General features: G+C 73.0%; 16 protein-coding genes, 2 pseudogenes and 2 riboswitches. Of the genes and pseudogenes, 9 read left to right on the top strand and 9 right to left on the bottom strand.

All coding sequences use genetic code 11. The annotated features are described in order from the left end of the window. Positions 1-99: 99 nt before the first annotated feature. On the bottom strand, positions 100-1,452 hold the full coding sequence (locus tag E4P40_RS20595; protein WP_135160351.1) for a cytosine permease: 1,353 nt from the start codon (positions 1,450-1,452) through the stop codon (positions 100-102). After that, a riboswitch (TPP riboswitch) is annotated at positions 1,442-1,554 on the bottom strand. It overlaps the preceding gene by 11 nt. Before the next feature lie 44 nt (positions 1,555-1,598). On the opposite strand from E4P40_RS20595, the gene E4P40_RS20600 reads away from it, so the two are divergent. The 5 genes from E4P40_RS20600 to E4P40_RS20615 all read left to right on the top strand — a co-directional run bounded on the left by E4P40_RS20600 (position 1,599) and on the right by E4P40_RS20615 (position 6,551). Continuing rightward, the gene (locus E4P40_RS20600) at positions 1,599-2,195 is read left to right on the top strand and encodes a TenA family transcriptional regulator (protein ID WP_135160352.1); all 597 of its coding nucleotides are present in this window, start codon (positions 1,599-1,601) and stop codon (positions 2,193-2,195) included. Continuing rightward, positions 2,192-2,830, top strand: a complete 639-nt coding sequence (locus E4P40_RS28240; protein ID WP_167762320.1) for a TenA family protein — start codon at positions 2,192-2,194, stop codon at positions 2,828-2,830. Before E4P40_RS20600 ends, E4P40_RS28240 begins: the two co-directional genes overlap by 4 nt. After that, positions 2,827-3,645 carry a bifunctional hydroxymethylpyrimidine kinase/phosphomethylpyrimidine kinase gene (gene thiD, locus E4P40_RS28245; RefSeq protein WP_167762321.1) on the top strand — a complete coding sequence of 273 codons (819 nt, stop codon included), beginning with the start codon at positions 2,827-2,829 and terminating at the stop codon, positions 3,643-3,645. Before E4P40_RS28240 ends, thiD (E4P40_RS28245) begins: the two co-directional genes overlap by 4 nt. An 813-nt stretch (positions 3,646-4,458) precedes the next feature. Beyond that, on the top strand, positions 4,459-5,277 hold the full coding sequence (locus tag E4P40_RS20610) for a hypothetical protein (protein WP_135160358.1): 819 nt from the start codon (positions 4,459-4,461) through the stop codon (positions 5,275-5,277). Between the two features lie 86 nt (positions 5,278-5,363). Continuing rightward, positions 5,364-6,551 carry a zinc-dependent alcohol dehydrogenase gene (locus E4P40_RS20615; RefSeq protein ID WP_135160353.1) on the top strand — a complete coding sequence of 396 codons (1,188 nt, stop codon included), beginning with the start codon at positions 5,364-5,366 and terminating at the stop codon, positions 6,549-6,551. A 100-nt stretch (positions 6,552-6,651) separates the two neighbouring features. Here the strand turns inward: E4P40_RS20615 and E4P40_RS20620 are convergent, their stop codons facing one another. Next, positions 6,652-6,903, bottom strand: coding sequence for an STAS domain-containing protein (locus tag E4P40_RS20620; RefSeq protein WP_167762322.1), 252 nt, complete (start codon positions 6,901-6,903; stop codon positions 6,652-6,654). A 38-nt stretch (positions 6,904-6,941) separates the two neighbouring features. Beyond that, the gene (locus E4P40_RS20625; protein WP_135160355.1) at positions 6,942-7,295 is read right to left on the bottom strand and encodes an STAS domain-containing protein; all 354 of its coding nucleotides are present in this window, start codon (positions 7,293-7,295) and stop codon (positions 6,942-6,944) included. A 152-nt stretch (positions 7,296-7,447) separates the two neighbouring features. Between E4P40_RS20625 and E4P40_RS29065 the strand changes: the two are divergent. Continuing rightward, positions 7,448-7,768 (top strand): annotated as a pseudogene (locus E4P40_RS29065) (response regulator); the annotation flags it as partial. Between the two features lie 108 nt (positions 7,769-7,876). Here the strand turns inward: E4P40_RS29065 and E4P40_RS29070 are convergent. Further along, positions 7,877-8,461: pseudogene (locus tag E4P40_RS29070) on the bottom strand (response regulator transcription factor); the annotation flags it as partial. Between the two features lie 137 nt (positions 8,462-8,598). On the opposite strand from E4P40_RS29070, the gene E4P40_RS20635 reads away from it, so the two are divergent. Continuing rightward, positions 8,599-8,952, top strand: coding sequence for an STAS domain-containing protein (locus E4P40_RS20635; RefSeq protein WP_135160355.1), 354 nt, complete (start codon positions 8,599-8,601; stop codon positions 8,950-8,952). 38 nt (positions 8,953-8,990) lie between these two features. Continuing rightward, positions 8,991-9,242 carry an STAS domain-containing protein gene (locus E4P40_RS20640; protein WP_167762322.1) on the top strand — a complete coding sequence of 84 codons (252 nt, stop codon included), beginning with the start codon at positions 8,991-8,993 and terminating at the stop codon, positions 9,240-9,242. 100 nt (positions 9,243-9,342) lie between these two features. Here E4P40_RS20640 and E4P40_RS20645 read toward each other — a convergent pair whose 3' ends face one another. The 5 genes from E4P40_RS20645 to E4P40_RS20660 form a co-directional block, all read right to left on the bottom strand. Next, positions 9,343-10,530, bottom strand: a complete 1,188-nt coding sequence (locus tag E4P40_RS20645) for a zinc-dependent alcohol dehydrogenase (RefSeq protein WP_135160353.1) — start codon at positions 10,528-10,530, stop codon at positions 9,343-9,345. An 86-nt stretch (positions 10,531-10,616) separates the two neighbouring features. Beyond that, positions 10,617-11,435, bottom strand: coding sequence for a hypothetical protein (locus E4P40_RS20650; protein WP_135160358.1), 819 nt, complete (start codon positions 11,433-11,435; stop codon positions 10,617-10,619). 813 nt (positions 11,436-12,248) lie between these two features. Continuing rightward, on the bottom strand, positions 12,249-13,067 hold the full coding sequence (gene thiD / locus E4P40_RS28250; protein WP_167762321.1) for a bifunctional hydroxymethylpyrimidine kinase/phosphomethylpyrimidine kinase: 819 nt from the start codon (positions 13,065-13,067) through the stop codon (positions 12,249-12,251). Continuing rightward, the gene (locus E4P40_RS28255) at positions 13,064-13,702 is read right to left on the bottom strand and encodes a TenA family protein (RefSeq protein ID WP_167762320.1); all 639 of its coding nucleotides are present in this window, start codon (positions 13,700-13,702) and stop codon (positions 13,064-13,066) included. Before E4P40_RS28255 ends, thiD (E4P40_RS28250) begins: the two co-directional genes overlap by 4 nt. After that, positions 13,699-14,295 (bottom strand): TenA family transcriptional regulator, encoded by a 597-nt coding sequence (locus tag E4P40_RS20660; RefSeq protein WP_135160352.1) that lies wholly within the window; start codon positions 14,293-14,295, stop codon positions 13,699-13,701. Before E4P40_RS20660 ends, E4P40_RS28255 begins: the two co-directional genes overlap by 4 nt. A gap of 44 nt (positions 14,296-14,339) precedes the next feature. After that, positions 14,340-14,452: riboswitch (TPP riboswitch) on the top strand. On the opposite strand from E4P40_RS20660, the gene E4P40_RS20665 reads away from it, so the two are divergent. Further along, positions 14,442-15,794, top strand: coding sequence for a cytosine permease (locus E4P40_RS20665; protein WP_135160351.1), 1,353 nt, complete (start codon positions 14,442-14,444; stop codon positions 15,792-15,794). (Overlaps the previous riboswitch by 11 nt.) Positions 15,795-15,893: the final 99 nt, after the last annotated feature.

The following is a 15,893-nucleotide window of genomic DNA, read 5'->3' on the forward strand; positions in this document are numbered from 1 at the left end:
CCGGCGCGCCGGCGGCCACCGCCGCGGCCACCGCCGCCAGCGCCTGCGGGCCGCCGCGCGCGTCGGTGAGGACGTGCAGCGGTCCCAGGGGCGGCCGGTTCACGCGACGACTCCGCTGCGGCGCCGCCGGCGCCGGCCCGGCAGCACGATCAGCGCGGTGAGCGCGGTAGCGACGGCGAGGCTGACCAGCGAGGCCGACCAGCCGTTGCCCGGGTCGATGCCGAGGTCGGCCTGGCGCGCGGTCCACCAGGCGGTCCAGCTCTGGCCCGGTCCGGTGAAATACGTCGGGAGGGTCAGCTGGTAGGCGAGGAAGCCGGCGATCCACGGCAGCAGGAGCAGCGGCCGGGCCGGCGCGCGGTCGGAGGTGTCCCACTGCCCGCGCGGCGTCGACCAGTAGGCCACCAGCAGCACCCCGACCAGCGGGACGAACACCGCCCCGATGAGGAAGAGGAACGGCTCGTAGGCGGCGATGTCGAAGGAAAGCGCCAGCAGCGTCGCCGCCGTCCCGACCCCCACGGCCAGTAGCCGCCGGTCGAGCCTGGCGACCACGTTCTGCGCGGAGATCGCGGTCGAGTAGACGTTGGCGAAGGCTTCGTCGAGCTCGACGGTGACCAGCACGAGCAGGGCGATGACGCCCAGCGGCACGGCCAGCAGCGCGTCGACCACGTCCAGGCCCGCGCTGCCGTAGGCCGCCAGGGCCAGCACCCCGAGGGTGAACATCGCGATCGTCGCCAGCCCGTAGCCCACCGAGGAGCCGACGAAGGCCGCCCGCCCGCTGCGCACGTGGCGGGTGTAGTCGGCGGCCAGCGGGAACCACGAGACGGGCAGCGCGATGACGATGTCGGTCGCCGTCCAGAACGACGTCGCGCCGCCGCCCTCCAGCGGCGGCAGCGGCTCGGCCAGCACCTGGACGTAGAGGTAGACGATGGCGGCCAGCGCGGCCCAGACCGCGTAGCGGGCCAGCACCCGGACTACGCCGAGCGGGCGCAGCGCCATCGCGGTGGCCAGGACTCCGGCGGCGAGGACGAAGGGCCAGCGTGGTGCGTCCAGCGCCCGGGAGGCGGCCTCGGCGATGACGACGATCTCGAAGGTGGCCCAGCCGATGCACTGCACGAGGTTAAGGACGGTGGGCGCGTAGGAGGTGCGTCGGCCCAGCAGTCCGCGGAGCAGCACCATTCCGGGCACGCTCTCCCGGGCGCCCGCGGCCGCGGCCAGGCCCAGGAGCACCGCCCCGATCAGCGCGCCCAGGACGATCGCGCCGAGGGTCTCCGACAGCGGCCGCCCCGGCAGGACGACGAAGACAGCGGCCACCGGCAGCAGCAGGCTGATGCCGAGGTTGCCCCACAGGCCGAGGGCGTCGCGCAGGCCCAGGGTCCGCGGGGGAGGTTCGATGAGGGTCAGCGGTGCGTCCGGGGTGTGCCCGGCCGTGCGGATGGCGTCCGACGTGCTCATGATCGCTCCCTACGCCGGCATTACCCGGTCAGGTTCGAGCGGTCGGCGGCGCGCTCAGCCGCCCTCTCAGCCCGGTTGCCCCGAGCTCCCGCACACGGCTCCGGCCGTGTCGGATGCCACCCTAGCCACCTCGTAGAGTCGCCGCCGTGCCGGTCGCCGAGCTGCTCCAGCGCCACGCCGCCGAGTGGCGGCGCGCCGTGTGCCACCCGTTCCTGGACGCCGTCCGGGAGGGAACCCTGCCGGCGGCCGCCTTCGACACCTGGCTGGTGCAGGACGCGCGCTTCGTCGCCGAACTGCTCCGCTTCCAGGCCCGGCTGCTGGCGCGGGCACCGCGCCAGGCGCAGCCGGTGCTGGCCGGCGGCGTGACGGCGCTGGTCGAGGAGCTGGCCTGGTTCGAGCAGCAGACGGCTGCCCGCGGCCTGGACCTGGCGGCGCCGGCGCTGCCGGCCACGGCGCGGTACGCGGAGCTGCTCGAGCGCCTCGACTCGGCTGACGTGCCGAACGCTCTGGTCGCGCTGTGGACGATCGAGCGGACGTACCTCGACGCGTGGTCCGGTGCACGGCCGGGCGCGCCGGAGTACCGGAAGTTCGTCGAGCACTGGACCGTGCCGGTGTTCGCCGACTACGTGGCCGGCCTGGAGGTGGCCGCGGACCGCGCCGGGCCGGTGGACGCTGATGCGGTGTTCCTCGAGGTGGTCGCCGCTGAGATCGCGTTCTGGGAGATGGCGGTGGACGGCCGGTGACCCCGACGCCGTCCGGGCTCTCCGCGCGGCTGTGGGCCGACAACGCAGATCTGGCCGCGGCCTGCCTCGCGCACCCGTTCGTCACGGGCATCTCCGACGGGACGCTGCCGCGCGAGCGGTTCGCCGGCTATGTCGCGCAGGACGCCTTCTTCCTGGAGGCGTTCGCCCGGGCGTACGCGCTGGCGGTGGCGCACAGCCGGGACCGCGCCTCGCTCGAGGCGTTCGCCGACCTGCTGGCCGGCGTCCGGGAGGAGCTGCGGCTGCACGACTCGTACGCGGCCCGGTGGGGGATCGACCTGGCGGCGGTCGAGCCGGTCGCGGCGACGCTGGCCTACACCGACTTCCTGCTCGCCGCCGCGTCGCTCGGCGACGTCGGGCTGACGTGCGCCGCGATGACCCCCTGCATGCGGCTGTACGCGTACTTGGGCCAGGCCCTGTCCGGGCGGTCGGAGGAGACCTACGGCGAGTGGGTCACCGCCTACGCCGCGCCGGAGTTCGACGGGCTGGCCGCGACCCTCGAGCGGCTGCTCGACCGGCATGCGACCGATACGCCCGCGGTGCGCCGAGCCTACCGTCGGGCCATGCAGCTCGAACTCGCGTTCTTCGAGGGCGCCTGTGGGGATGGCGGCCGGTGACCGCTGTGGCCCTGACCGTCGCCGGCAGCGACCCGAGCGGGGGAGCCGGGATCCAGGCCGACCTGAAGACCTTCAGCGCCCTGGGGGTCTACGGGACGGCGGTGCTGACCGCGCTGACGGCGCAGAACACCCGCGGGGTCACCGGGGTGCACCCGGTGCCGGCGGAGTTCGTGGGCGCGCAGCTGCGCACGCTGCTCGACGACGTGCCGGTGCAGGCCACCAAGTTGGGCATGCTGGGCACCGCAGCGGTCGTCCGAGAGGTTGCGGCCGTGCTGGCCGAGCGGCGTCCGGGACCCGTGATCTGCGACCCGGTGATGGTGGCCACCAGTGGGGACCGGCTGGTCGACGAGGACGCGGTGGACGCCGTGCGGACCGACCTGCTCCCCCTCGCCGACGTGATCACACCGAACGTGCCCGAGGCCGCGGCGCTGCTGGACACGATCCCTGCGACGTCGGTCGAGGAGCTGACCGAGCAGGCGCTCGCGCTGTTGCGGCTCGGGCCCCGGACGGTACTGGTCAAGGGGGGTCACCTCGGCGGTGCCGAGAGCGTCGACGTCCTGGCCACCCCGGATGGTGTCCGGGTGACGTCCCGACCGCGCCTGGCCACCTCGGCCACGCACGGCACCGGCTGCACGCTGTCCTCCGCCGTGGCCGCGCTCGTCGCTCGTCAAGGCGGGCGCCCCCCCACAGACTGGCTGCCGGTCATCGAAGGCGCCCGCGACTACCTGCAGTCCGCCCTCGCCGCGGGGCAGTCCCTCGGTATCGGCTCCGGGCACGGCCCGGTGCACCACTTCGTCGACTGGTGGGAGGGCTGATCCACGGCCACCAGCACGGCCGCACCACTCCGGGCCCGTCGTCTTCATCCAAAGCGACTGCGTCAGTCGCTACGCCGCTAGGCCCTCGGTACGCCGGCCGGGTCGATGTCATGGGCGCCCGCCGGTTCCACCTGGGCCCGTTCCCCATAACCCGCCTTCTTCCGGCTGTGGCGCGGCGGGGGAAGGGTGGGCCGAAGGCCCATCCCGCAGGGACGCGAGCGCCCTTCCGGCGCCGCGCCGCAGGCGGCACGCTGATCGGGGTGGGGAGCGGTCACTGTTCCGTCCATGAATGGCTCGCGGCCCGTGACGCGTGATGGTGAGGCTGAAGCGCCTCGTCGTGCCCGGGGACCAGCGGGCGTGCCCGCTGCGTGCCCGTAGTACGGGCACGCAGGGGCAACTGGCGGTAGCCACCGGTCTCAGCAGCTTGGGCCTTGACCTGCGGAAACGGTTGGCCGGCGTTGGCTCCGAAAGCCCCTGCATCAGGCTTGAAAACCGCTAGGAGTTCACAGCTCCTCGTGGGTTCGAATCCCACGCCCTCCGCCGACGCTCGACACGCCGCCATGCGCGACCGCGACCGGATGATCGGACGCCGGATCACCGCGTCTGCGCAGGTGAACGCGGGATTTGTCGACAAGACGCCGTCCCGTGAGCTGGGTCACCGACCCGCGGAACGGCTCCTCGCAACGATCCGGTGACGGGCCGATCCGGTCGGTCTCGGAGACCCCGTCGTCCGCCGATACCGGCCATATCTTCTGCCTTGTCCGCGGCACTTCCCCGCCGCGGCGCTGGGTGCTGAGGAGTCCACGCGTGACCATGGGCGCGACGCTCGGGTGGCCGACGGCCACCGTCTTGTTGGGCTTCCTCGTGATGACCGCGCTGGTCGTCGTCCTGGGCACGAGCTCGACGGCCCGCTACGAGTTCGAGCGCAACGGCGCGCGCGAGGGCCAGCGCTCCGCCGCGCGCAGCTACGGGGCCCACCCCGCCGGCAGCCGGACCGGGCAGCGGACCGCCGGCGCCCCGGACGCGCACGCCAAGCCCCAGTCGGTCGACACCGCGGTCCGCTCCGACCCGGGCCTCGCGACCGGCGGTCCCGCCTGGTGGCTGGTCGACGAGTGGGCGCAGGCGCTGGCCGGCCCGTTCGGGGACCGGATCGACGCGGACTGGGCCGCACTGGACGGCGGACTGCTGGCGATCTCCGTCCACGGCACCCGCAACGGCGACGGCAGCGTGACGCTGCGGCCCTCGCCCGAGGAGCGGGAGTGGCTCAGCGAGCTCGGAGACCAGCTGGACCGGATCCCGGACGACTGGGATGCGCTGCTGACCGACACCGACCCGCTGACCACGCTGCTGGTCGAGGTCACCGCCGCGGTGGTCGAGGCGGGACTCCAGCTGCACGACCCGCACGACCCGGCGGGCGGCGTCTGCCTGCTGCCGGAGCCGACCGAGCGGGGCGTCGTGGTCAGCTGGCGGGCCCACGAGCGGATGGGCCTGCAACACCAGCGGGGTGCGGCGGCCGGCGCCACCGTTGCCCAGTCGATGAACGTGGCGGTCGCGGACATCCTGGCGAACCTCGGCTTCGTGGTCGAGCCGTTCGGTGCGACCGGGAGCTCGCTGGTCACGGCGCTGCGCTGAACACTGGTTGCCGCGGCAAACCGTTTCGCGTCGCACGCCCCGGGCACCTCGACCGCAGACGTTCCTGCGATCGAAGGCGGCAACCCATGAAGGCAGTGACCTGGCACGGTCAGCGCGACGTGCGGGTGGAGGACGTCCCGGACCCGTTCGTCGAGGCCCCGACGGACGCGGTCATCCGCGTGACCACGACGAACATCTGCGGCTCCGACCTGCACCTCTACGAGCCGCTGGCCCCCTTCATGGGCGTCGGAAACATCCTCGGCCACGAGAACATGGGCCAGGTCGTCGAGGTGGGGTCGGAGTGCGGTGACCTGAAGATCGGTGACCGCGTCTCGATCCCCTTCCAGATCTCCTGCGGCCACTGCTGGATGTGCCGGCAGCACCTCTACACCCAGTGCGAGACGACGCAGGTGCGCGACCAGGGCATGGGTGCGGCGCTGTTCGGGTTCTCCAAGCTCTACGGCGAGGTGCCGGGCGGGCAGGCGGAGTACCTCCGGGTGCCGCAGGCCCAGTTCACCCACATCAAGCTGCCCGAGGGCCCGCCGGACGACCGGTTCGCCTACCTCTCGGACATCCTGCCGACCGCCTGGCAGGGCGTGGAGTACGCGAACGTGCCGGAGGGCGGCACCCTCGTCGTCCTCGGACTCGGGCCGATCGGTGACTTCGCCTGCCGGATCGCCCAGCACAAGGGTTTCCGCGTGATCGGAGTGGACCTGGTGCCCGAGCGCCTCGAGCGGGTCCGCGCCCGCGGCATCGAGGTCGTCGACCTCGGCGAGCACGAGGACGACCTCGGTGACGCCATCCGGGACATGACCGGCGGCCGTGGACCCGACTCGGTCCTCGACGCCGTCGGCATGGAGGCGCACGGCTCACCGGCCACCACGTTCATCCAGAAGGCGGCTGGCCTGCTGCCGAAGGCGATCTCCGCGCCGCTCATGCAGACGGCGGGGGTCGACCGGCTCAATGCCCTGTACTCGGCCATCGACATCGTGCGGCGCGGCGGGACGATCTCCCTGTCCGGCGTCTACGGCGGGATGGCCGACCCGATCCCGATGCTGACTCTGTTCGACAAGCAGATTCAGCTGCACATGGGCCAGTGCAACATCAAGCGCTGGATCCCCGACATCATGCCGCTGCTCACCGACGACGACCCGCTCGGCTGCGACACGTTCGCGACCCACCGGGTTCCCCTGTCCGACGCGCCGGAGATGTACCGGAAGTTCCAGGAGAAGGAGGACGGCGTCGTGAAGGTGCAGCTCAAGCCCGAGCTGTGAGCGCGTCGGTCGGGGACGGAGGGTCCCGCCGTCCCCGACCGCTGCGCGGGTCCAGTTCGCCCCCGTGGAACTGGAACCGTGCGTCGTCCCGGCGGACGGGTCAGCGGCCGCCCGGAGCGTGGCGGATGCGGAGTTCCCCGCCGGCGGCCGCGAAGCGTCGACGGAGGTTGCGCAGGATGTCCAGCCCGGCGTCGTCGGCGGCCCGGACATCCTGCAGATCGAGGACGACGGACGTGTGGCCGCTGACCCGCAGGGAGTCGGCCGTACCGCTCAACAGGTCCGCGCCCTGACGGGTGAGGTGTCCGCGCGCCCGGATGTGCCCGGTGCCCACGTCCACGACTTCCGACAGCATGGTCTCGGACGGTTCGCGGGACTCGGGTGCGTGCGTCGTCATGCCGCAGGCCGGGCGTGAGCGGTATCGAGCTCGAGGACGCGCCACAGCCCCGTGCGGTGCAGGAGGTCGAGCGTCCGCCGGTTGGCTCCGCGCAGGACGACGGCGCCTCCGCGGGCACGGCAGGTCCGGTGCGCCGACAGGAAGCTGGCCACCGCGGGGCTCGACAGGTGCTCGACCGCCCCGAGGTCGACCACCAGGCGCCGCGCGCCGGCCAGCAGGGCGTCGTGCAGGAGCCACCGGACGTCGGCCACCCCGTCGACCAGGAGGTCGTCGCTGAGCCGGACCGTGACCTCGTCCCCCGTGGCGTCGAGCGTGCTCTGCACTGCGGCTCGTAGTGCGACTGCGGACATCCGGTACCTCCCCGGCTCGGGACGAGTCATCGCCGACGAGCCTGGCCGTTCGAGGTTGCGATCAGCCCGCGAACTGCTTTGCGATTGCATGACGGCTGCCGTCAGCGGAGGGGGACGGCGCCGGGCGCGATGGCAGCATGGCCGGAATGGCGATGCGACTCCTCGTCGTCGAGGATGACGACCACATCCGGACAGCGCTGCGCTGGGCGCTGGAGGACGAGGGCTACGACGTCGCGGAGGCCGAGTCCGGCGAGGAAGCGTGCCAGTCGGTGGCGGTCGCCCCACCCGACCTCATGGTGCTGGATCTGATGCTCGGCTCGATGGACGGCTTGGAGGTGATCCGGCACGTCCGCAGGGGACTCGACCTGCCGATCATCGTCGTCAGCGCCCGCGCCGACACGAGCGCCATCATCGCCGCGCTCGAGGCCGGTGCCGACGACTACGTGACCAAGCCGTTCGAGATCGGCGAGATCACGGCCCGCCTGCGGGCCCTCCGCCGGCGCGCGGCGGCGGTCCCGGGCAGCCCGTACCAGCCGCCGGATGTGTACGTCCACGATCCGCTCGTCGCCGAAGAACCCGTGGTCCCAGACGCGCTGCAGCAGCGTCTCGCGGCTGAAGACCCGGTGGGGGGCGGCGGCCATCTCGCACAGGAGCCGGAACTCCGTGAGCGTGAGGTTCAGCTGCTCGTCCCCGCGGTGCACCGTCCCCCGCGTCTCGCGCAGGACCAGCGGTGCCGCGGGGTCCCGGTCCAGGACGATCTCCTCGGGCGGCTGGTACGGGCTGCCCGGGACCGCCGCCGCGCGCCGGCGGAGGGCCCGCAGGCGGGCCGTGATCTCGCCGATCTCGAACGGCTTGGTCACGTAGTCGTCGGCACCGGCCTCGAGCGCGGCGATGATGGCGCTCGTGTCGGCGCGGGCGCTGACGACGATGATCGGCAGGTCGAGTCCCCTGCGGACGTGCCGGATCACCTCCAAGCCGTCCATCGAGCCGAGCATCAGATCCAGCACCATGAGGTCGGGTGGGGCGACCGCCACCGACTGGCACGCTTCCTCGCCGGACTCGGCCTCCGCGACGTCGTAGCCCTCGTCCTCCAGCGCCCAGCGCAGCGCTGTCCGGATGTGGTCGTCATCCTCGACGACGAGGAGTCGCATCGCCATTCCGGCCATGCTGCCATCGCGCCCGGCGCCGTCCCCCTCCGCTGACGGCAGCCGTCATGCAATCGCAAAGCAGTTCGCGGGCTGATCGCAACCTCGAACGGCCAGGCTCGTCGGCGATGACTCGTCCCGAGCCGGGGAGGTACCGGATGTCCGCAGTCGCACTACGAGCCGCAGTGCAGAGCACGCTCGACGCCACGGGGGACGAGGTCACGGTCCGGCTCAGCGACGACCTCCTGGTCGACGGGGTGGCCGACGTCCGGTGGCTCCTGCACGACGCCCTGCTGGCCGGCGCGCGGCGCCTGGTGGTCGACCTCGGGGCGGTCGAGCACCTGTCGAGCCCCGCGGTGGCCAGCTTCCTGTCGGCGCACCGGACCTGCCGTGCCCGCGGAGGCGCCGTCGTCCTGCGCGGAGCCAACCGGCGGACGCTCGACCTCCTGCACCGCACGGGGCTGTGGCGCGTCCTCGAGCTCGATACCGCTCACGCCCGGCCTGCGGCATGACGACGCACGCACCCGAGTCCCGCGAACCGTCCGAGACCATGCTGTCGGAAGTCGTGGACGTGGGCACCGGGCACATCCGGGCGCGCGGACACCTCACCCGTCAGGGCGCGGACCTGTTGAGCGGTACGGCCGACTCCCTGCGGGTCAGCGGCCACACGTCCGTCGTCCTCGATCTGCAGGATGTCCGGGCCGCCGACGACGCCGGGCTGGACATCCTGCGCAACCTCCGTCGACGCTTCGCGGCCGCCGGCGGGGAACTCCGCATCCGCCACGCTCCGGGCGGCCGCTGACCCGTCCGCCGGGACGACGCACGGTTCCAGTTCCACGGGGGCGAACTGGACCCGCGCAGCGGTCGGGGACGGCGGGACCCTCCGTCCCCGACCGACGCGCTCACAGCTCGGGCTTGAGCTGCACCTTCACGACGCCGTCCTCCTTCTCCTGGAACTTCCGGTACATCTCCGGCGCGTCGGACAGGGGAACCCGGTGGGTCGCGAACGTGTCGCAGCCGAGCGGGTCGTCGTCGGTGAGCAGCGGCATGATGTCGGGGATCCAGCGCTTGATGTTGCACTGGCCCATGTGCAGCTGAATCTGCTTGTCGAACAGAGTCAGCATCGGGATCGGGTCGGCCATCCCGCCGTAGACGCCGGACAGGGAGATCGTCCCGCCGCGCCGCACGATGTCGATGGCCGAGTACAGGGCATTGAGCCGGTCGACCCCCGCCGTCTGCATGAGCGGCGCGGAGATCGCCTTCGGCAGCAGGCCAGCCGCCTTCTGGATGAACGTGGTGGCCGGTGAGCCGTGCGCCTCCATGCCGACGGCGTCGAGGACCGAGTCGGGTCCACGGCCGCCGGTCATGTCCCGGATGGCGTCACCGAGGTCGTCCTCGTGCTCGCCGAGGTCGACGACCTCGATGCCGCGGGCGCGGACCCGCTCGAGGCGCTCGGGCACCAGGTCCACTCCGATCACGCGGAAACCCTTGTGCTGGGCGATCCGGCAGGCGAAGTCACCGATCGGCCCGAGTCCGAGGACGACGAGGGTGCCGCCCTCCGGCACGTTCGCGTACTCCACGCCCTGCCAGGCGGTCGGCAGGATGTCCGAGAGGTAGGCGAACCGGTCGTCCGGCGGGCCCTCGGGCAGCTTGATGTGGGTGAACTGGGCCTGCGGCACCCGGAGGTACTCCGCCTGCCCGCCCGGCACCTCGCCGTAGAGCTTGGAGAACCCGAACAGCGCCGCACCCATGCCCTGGTCGCGCACCTGCGTCGTCTCGCACTGGGTGTAGAGGTGCTGCCGGCACATCCAGCAGTGGCCGCAGGAGATCTGGAAGGGGATCGAGACGCGGTCACCGATCTTCAGGTCACCGCACTCCGACCCCACCTCGACGACCTGGCCCATGTTCTCGTGGCCGAGGATGTTTCCGACGCCCATGAAGGGGGCCAGCGGCTCGTAGAGGTGCAGGTCGGAGCCGCAGATGTTCGTCGTGGTCACGCGGATGACCGCGTCCGTCGGGGCCTCGACGAACGGGTCCGGGACGTCCTCCACCCGCACGTCGCGCTGACCGTGCCAGGTCACTGCCTTCATGGGTTGCCGCCTTCGATCGCAGGAACGTCTGCGGTCGAGGTGCCCGGGGCGTGCGACGCGAAACGGTTTGCCGCGGCAACCAGTGTTCAGCGCAGCGCCGTGACCAGCGAGCTCCCGGTCGCACCGAACGGCTCGACCACGAAGCCGAGGTTCGCCAGGATGTCCGCGACCGCCACGTTCATCGACTGGGCAACGGTGGCGCCGGCCGCCGCACCCCGCTGGTGTTGCAGGCCCATCCGCTCGTGGGCCCGCCAGCTGACCACGACGCCCCGCTCGGTCGGCTCCGGCAGCAGGCAGACGCCGCCCGCCGGGTCGTGCGGGTCGTGCAGCTGGAGTCCCGCCTCGACCACCGCGGCGGTGACCTCGACCAGCAGCGTGGTCAGCGGGTCGGTGTCGGTCAGCAGCGCATCCCAGTCGTCCGGGATCCGGTCCAGCTGGTCTCCGAGCTCGCTGAGCCACTCCCGCTCCTCGGGCGAGGGCCGCAGCGTCACGCTGCCGTCGCCGTTGCGGGTGCCGTGGACGGAGATCGCCAGCAGTCCGCCGTCCAGTGCGGCCCAGTCCGCGTCGATCCGGTCCCCGAACGGGCCGGCCAGCGCCTGCGCCCACTCGTCGACCAGCCACCAGGCGGGACCGCCGGTCGCGAGGCCCGGGTCGGAGCGGACCGCGGTGTCGACCGACTGGGGCTTGGCGTGCGCGTCCGGGGCGCCGGCGGTCCGCTGCCCGGTCCGGCTGCCGGCGGGGTGGGCCCCGTAGCTGCGCGCGGCGGAGCGCTGGCCCTCGCGCGCGCCGTTGCGCTCGAACTCGTAGCGGGCCGTCGAGCTCGTGCCCAGGACGACGACCAGCGCGGTCATCACGAGGAAGCCCAACAAGACGGTGGCCGTCGGCCACCCGAGCGTCGCGCCCATGGTCACGCGTGGACTCCTCAGCACCCAGCGCCGCGGCGGGGAAGTGCCGCGGACAAGGCAGAAGATATGGCCGGTATCGGCGGACGACGGGGTCTCCGAGACCGACCGGATCGGCCCGTCACCGGATCGTTGCGAGGAGCCGTTCCGCGGGTCGGTGACCCAGCTCACGGGACGGCGTCTTGTCGACAAATCCCGCGTTCACCTGCGCAGACGCGGTGATCCGGCGTCCGATCATCCGGTCGCGGTCGCGCATGGCGGCGTGTCGAGCGTCGGCGGAGGGCGTGGGATTCGAACCCACGAGGAGCTGTGAACTCCTAGCGGTTTTCAAGCCTGATGCAGGGGCTTTCGGAGCCAACGCCGGCCAACCGTTTCCGCAGGTCAAGGCCCAAGCTGCTGAGACCGGTGGCTACCGCCAGTTGCCCCTGCGTGCCCGTACTACGGGCACGCAGCGGGCACGCCCGCTGGTCCCCGGGCACGACGAGGCGCTTCAGCCTCACCATCACGCGTCACGGGCCGCGAGCCATTCATGGACGGAACAGTGACCGCTCCCCACCCCGATCAGCGTGCCGCCTGCGGCGCGGCGCCGGAAGGGCGCTCGCGTCCCTGCGGGATGGGCCTTCGGCCCACCCTTCCCCCGCCGCGCCACAGCCGGAAGAAGGCGGGTTATGGGGAACGGGCCCAGGTGGAACCGGCGGGCGCCCATGACATCGACCCGGCCGGCGTACCGAGGGCCTAGCGGCGTAGCGACTGACGCAGTCGCTTTGGATGAAGACGACGGGCCCGGAGTGGTGCGGCCGTGCTGGTGGCCGTGGATCAGCCCTCCCACCAGTCGACGAAGTGGTGCACCGGGCCGTGCCCGGAGCCGATACCGAGGGACTGCCCCGCGGCGAGGGCGGACTGCAGGTAGTCGCGGGCGCCTTCGATGACCGGCAGCCAGTCTGTGGGGGGGCGCCCGCCTTGACGAGCGACGAGCGCGGCCACGGCGGAGGACAGCGTGCAGCCGGTGCCGTGCGTGGCCGAGGTGGCCAGGCGCGGTCGGGACGTCACCCGGACACCATCCGGGGTGGCCAGGACGTCGACGCTCTCGGCACCGCCGAGGTGACCCCCCTTGACCAGTACCGTCCGGGGCCCGAGCCGCAACAGCGCGAGCGCCTGCTCGGTCAGCTCCTCGACCGACGTCGCAGGGATCGTGTCCAGCAGCGCCGCGGCCTCGGGCACGTTCGGTGTGATCACGTCGGCGAGGGGGAGCAGGTCGGTCCGCACGGCGTCCACCGCGTCCTCGTCGACCAGCCGGTCCCCACTGGTGGCCACCATCACCGGGTCGCAGATCACGGGTCCCGGACGCCGCTCGGCCAGCACGGCCGCAACCTCTCGGACGACCGCTGCGGTGCCCAGCATGCCCAACTTGGTGGCCTGCACCGGCACGTCGTCGAGCAGCGTGCGCAGCTGCGCGCCCACGAACTCCGCCGGCACCGGGTGCACCCCGGTGACCCCGCGGGTGTTCTGCGCCGTCAGCGCGGTCAGCACCGCCGTCCCGTAGACCCCCAGGGCGCTGAAGGTCTTCAGGTCGGCCTGGATCCCGGCTCCCCCGCTCGGGTCGCTGCCGGCGACGGTCAGGGCCACAGCGGTCACCGGCCGCCATCCCCACAGGCGCCCTCGAAGAACGCGAGTTCGAGCTGCATGGCCCGACGGTAGGCTCGGCGCACCGCGGGCGTATCGGTCGCATGCCGGTCGAGCAGCCGCTCGAGGGTCGCGGCCAGCCCGTCGAACTCCGGCGCGGCGTAGGCGGTGACCCACTCGCCGTAGGTCTCCTCCGACCGCCCGGACAGGGCCTGGCCCAAGTACGCGTACAGCCGCATGCAGGGGGTCATCGCGGCGCACGTCAGCCCGACGTCGCCGAGCGACGCGGCGGCGAGCAGGAAGTCGGTGTAGGCCAGCGTCGCCGCGACCGGCTCGACCGCCGCCAGGTCGATCCCCCACCGGGCCGCGTACGAGTCGTGCAGCCGCAGCTCCTCCCGGACGCCGGCCAGCAGGTCGGCGAACGCCTCGAGCGAGGCGCGGTCCCGGCTGTGCGCCACCGCCAGCGCGTACGCCCGGGCGAACGCCTCCAGGAAGAAGGCGTCCTGCGCGACATAGCCGGCGAACCGCTCGCGCGGCAGCGTCCCGTCGGAGATGCCCGTGACGAACGGGTGCGCGAGGCAGGCCGCGGCCAGATCTGCGTTGTCGGCCCACAGCCGCGCGGAGAGCCCGGACGGCGTCGGGGTCACCGGCCGTCCACCGCCATCTCCCAGAACGCGATCTCAGCGGCGACCACCTCGAGGAACACCGCATCAGCGTCCACCGGCCCGGCGCGGTCCGCGGCCACCTCCAGGCCGGCCACGTAGTCGGCGAACACCGGCACGGTCCAGTGCTCGACGAACTTCCGGTACTCCGGCGCGCCCGGCCGTGCACCGGACCACGCGTCGAGGTACGTCCGCTCGATCGTCCACAGCGCGACCAGAGCGTTCGGCACGTCAGCCGAGTCGAGGCGCTCGAGCAGCTCCGCGTACCGCGCCGTGGCCGGCAGCGCCGGCGCCGCCAGGTCCAGGCCGCGGGCAGCCGTCTGCTGCTCGAACCAGGCCAGCTCCTCGACCAGCGCCGTCACGCCGCCGGCCAGCACCGGCTGCGCCTGGCGCGGTGCCCGCGCCAGCAGCCGGGCCTGGAAGCGGAGCAGTTCGGCGACGAAGCGCGCGTCCTGCACCAGCCAGGTGTCGAAGGCGGCCGCCGGCAGGGTTCCCTCCCGGACGGCGTCCAGGAACGGGTGGCACACGGCGCGCCGCCACTCGGCGGCGTGGCGCTGGAGCAGCTCGGCGACCGGCACGGCGGCGACTCTACGAGGTGGCTAGGGTGGCATCCGACACGGCCGGAGCCGTGTGCGGGAGCTCGGGGCAACCGGGCTGAGAGGGCGGCTGAGCGCGCCGCCGACCGCTCGAACCTGACCGGGTAATGCCGGCGTAGGGAGCGATCATGAGCACGTCGGACGCCATCCGCACGGCCGGGCACACCCCGGACGCACCGCTGACCCTCATCGAACCTCCCCCGCGGACCCTGGGCCTGCGCGACGCCCTCGGCCTGTGGGGCAACCTCGGCATCAGCCTGCTGCTGCCGGTGGCCGCTGTCTTCGTCGTCCTGCCGGGGCGGCCGCTGTCGGAGACCCTCGGCGCGATCGTCCTGGGCGCGCTGATCGGGGCGGTGCTCCTGGGCCTGGCCGCGGCCGCGGGCGCCCGGGAGAGCGTGCCCGGAATGGTGCTGCTCCGCGGACTGCTGGGCCGACGCACCTCCTACGCGCCCACCGTCCTTAACCTCGTGCAGTGCATCGGCTGGGCCACCTTCGAGATCGTCGTCATCGCCGAGGCCGCCTCCCGGGCGCTGGACGCACCACGCTGGCCCTTCGTCCTCGCCGCCGGAGTCCTGGCCACCGCGATGGCGCTGCGCCCGCTCGGCGTAGTCCGGGTGCTGGCCCGCTACGCGGTCTGGGCCGCGCTGGCCGCCATCGTCTACCTCTACGTCCAGGTGCTGGCCGAGCCGCTGCCGCCGCTGGAGGGCGGCGGCGCGACGTCGTTCTGGACGGCGACCGACATCGTCATCGCGCTGCCCGTCTCGTGGTTCCCGCTGGCCGCCGACTACACCCGCCACGTGCGCAGCGGGCGGGCGGCCTTCGTCGGCTCCTCGGTGGGCTACGGGCTGGCGACGATCGCGATGTTCACCCTCGGGGTGCTGGCCCTGGCGGCCTACGGCAGCGCGGGCCTGGACGTGGTCGACGCGCTGCTGGCCGTGCCGCTGGGCGTCATCGCCCTGCTCGTGCTGGTCACCGTCGAGCTCGACGAAGCCTTCGCCAACGTCTACTCGACCGCGATCTCCGCGCAGAACGTGGTCGCCAGGCTCGACCGGCGGCTACTGGCCGTGGGGGTCGGGACGGCGGCGACGCTGCTGGCGCTTTCCTTCGACATCGCCGCCTACGAGCCGTTCCTCTTCCTCATCGGGGCGGTGTTCGTCCCGCTGGTCGGGGTGCTGCTGGTGGCCTACTGGTCGACGCCGCGCGGGCAGTGGGACACCTCCGACCGCGCGCCGGCCCGGCCGCTGCTCCTGCTGCCGTGGATCGCCGGCTTCCTCGCCTACCAGCTGACCCTCCCGACGTATTTCACCGGACCGGGCCAGAGCTGGACCGCCTGGTGGACCGCGCGCCAGGCCGACCTCGGCATCGACCCGGGCAACGGCTGGTCGGCCTCGCTGGTCAGCCTCGCCGTCGCTACCGCGCTCACCGCGCTGATCGTGCTGCCGGGCCGGCGCCGGCGGCGCCGCAGCGGAGTCGTCGCGTGAACCGGCCGCCCCTGGGACCGCTGCACGTCCTCACCGACGCGCGCGGCGGCCCGCAGGCGCTGGCGGCGGTGGCCGCGGCGGTGGCCGCCGGCGCGCCGG

It is taken from the genome of Blastococcus sp. CT_GayMR20 (assembly GCF_004570345.1).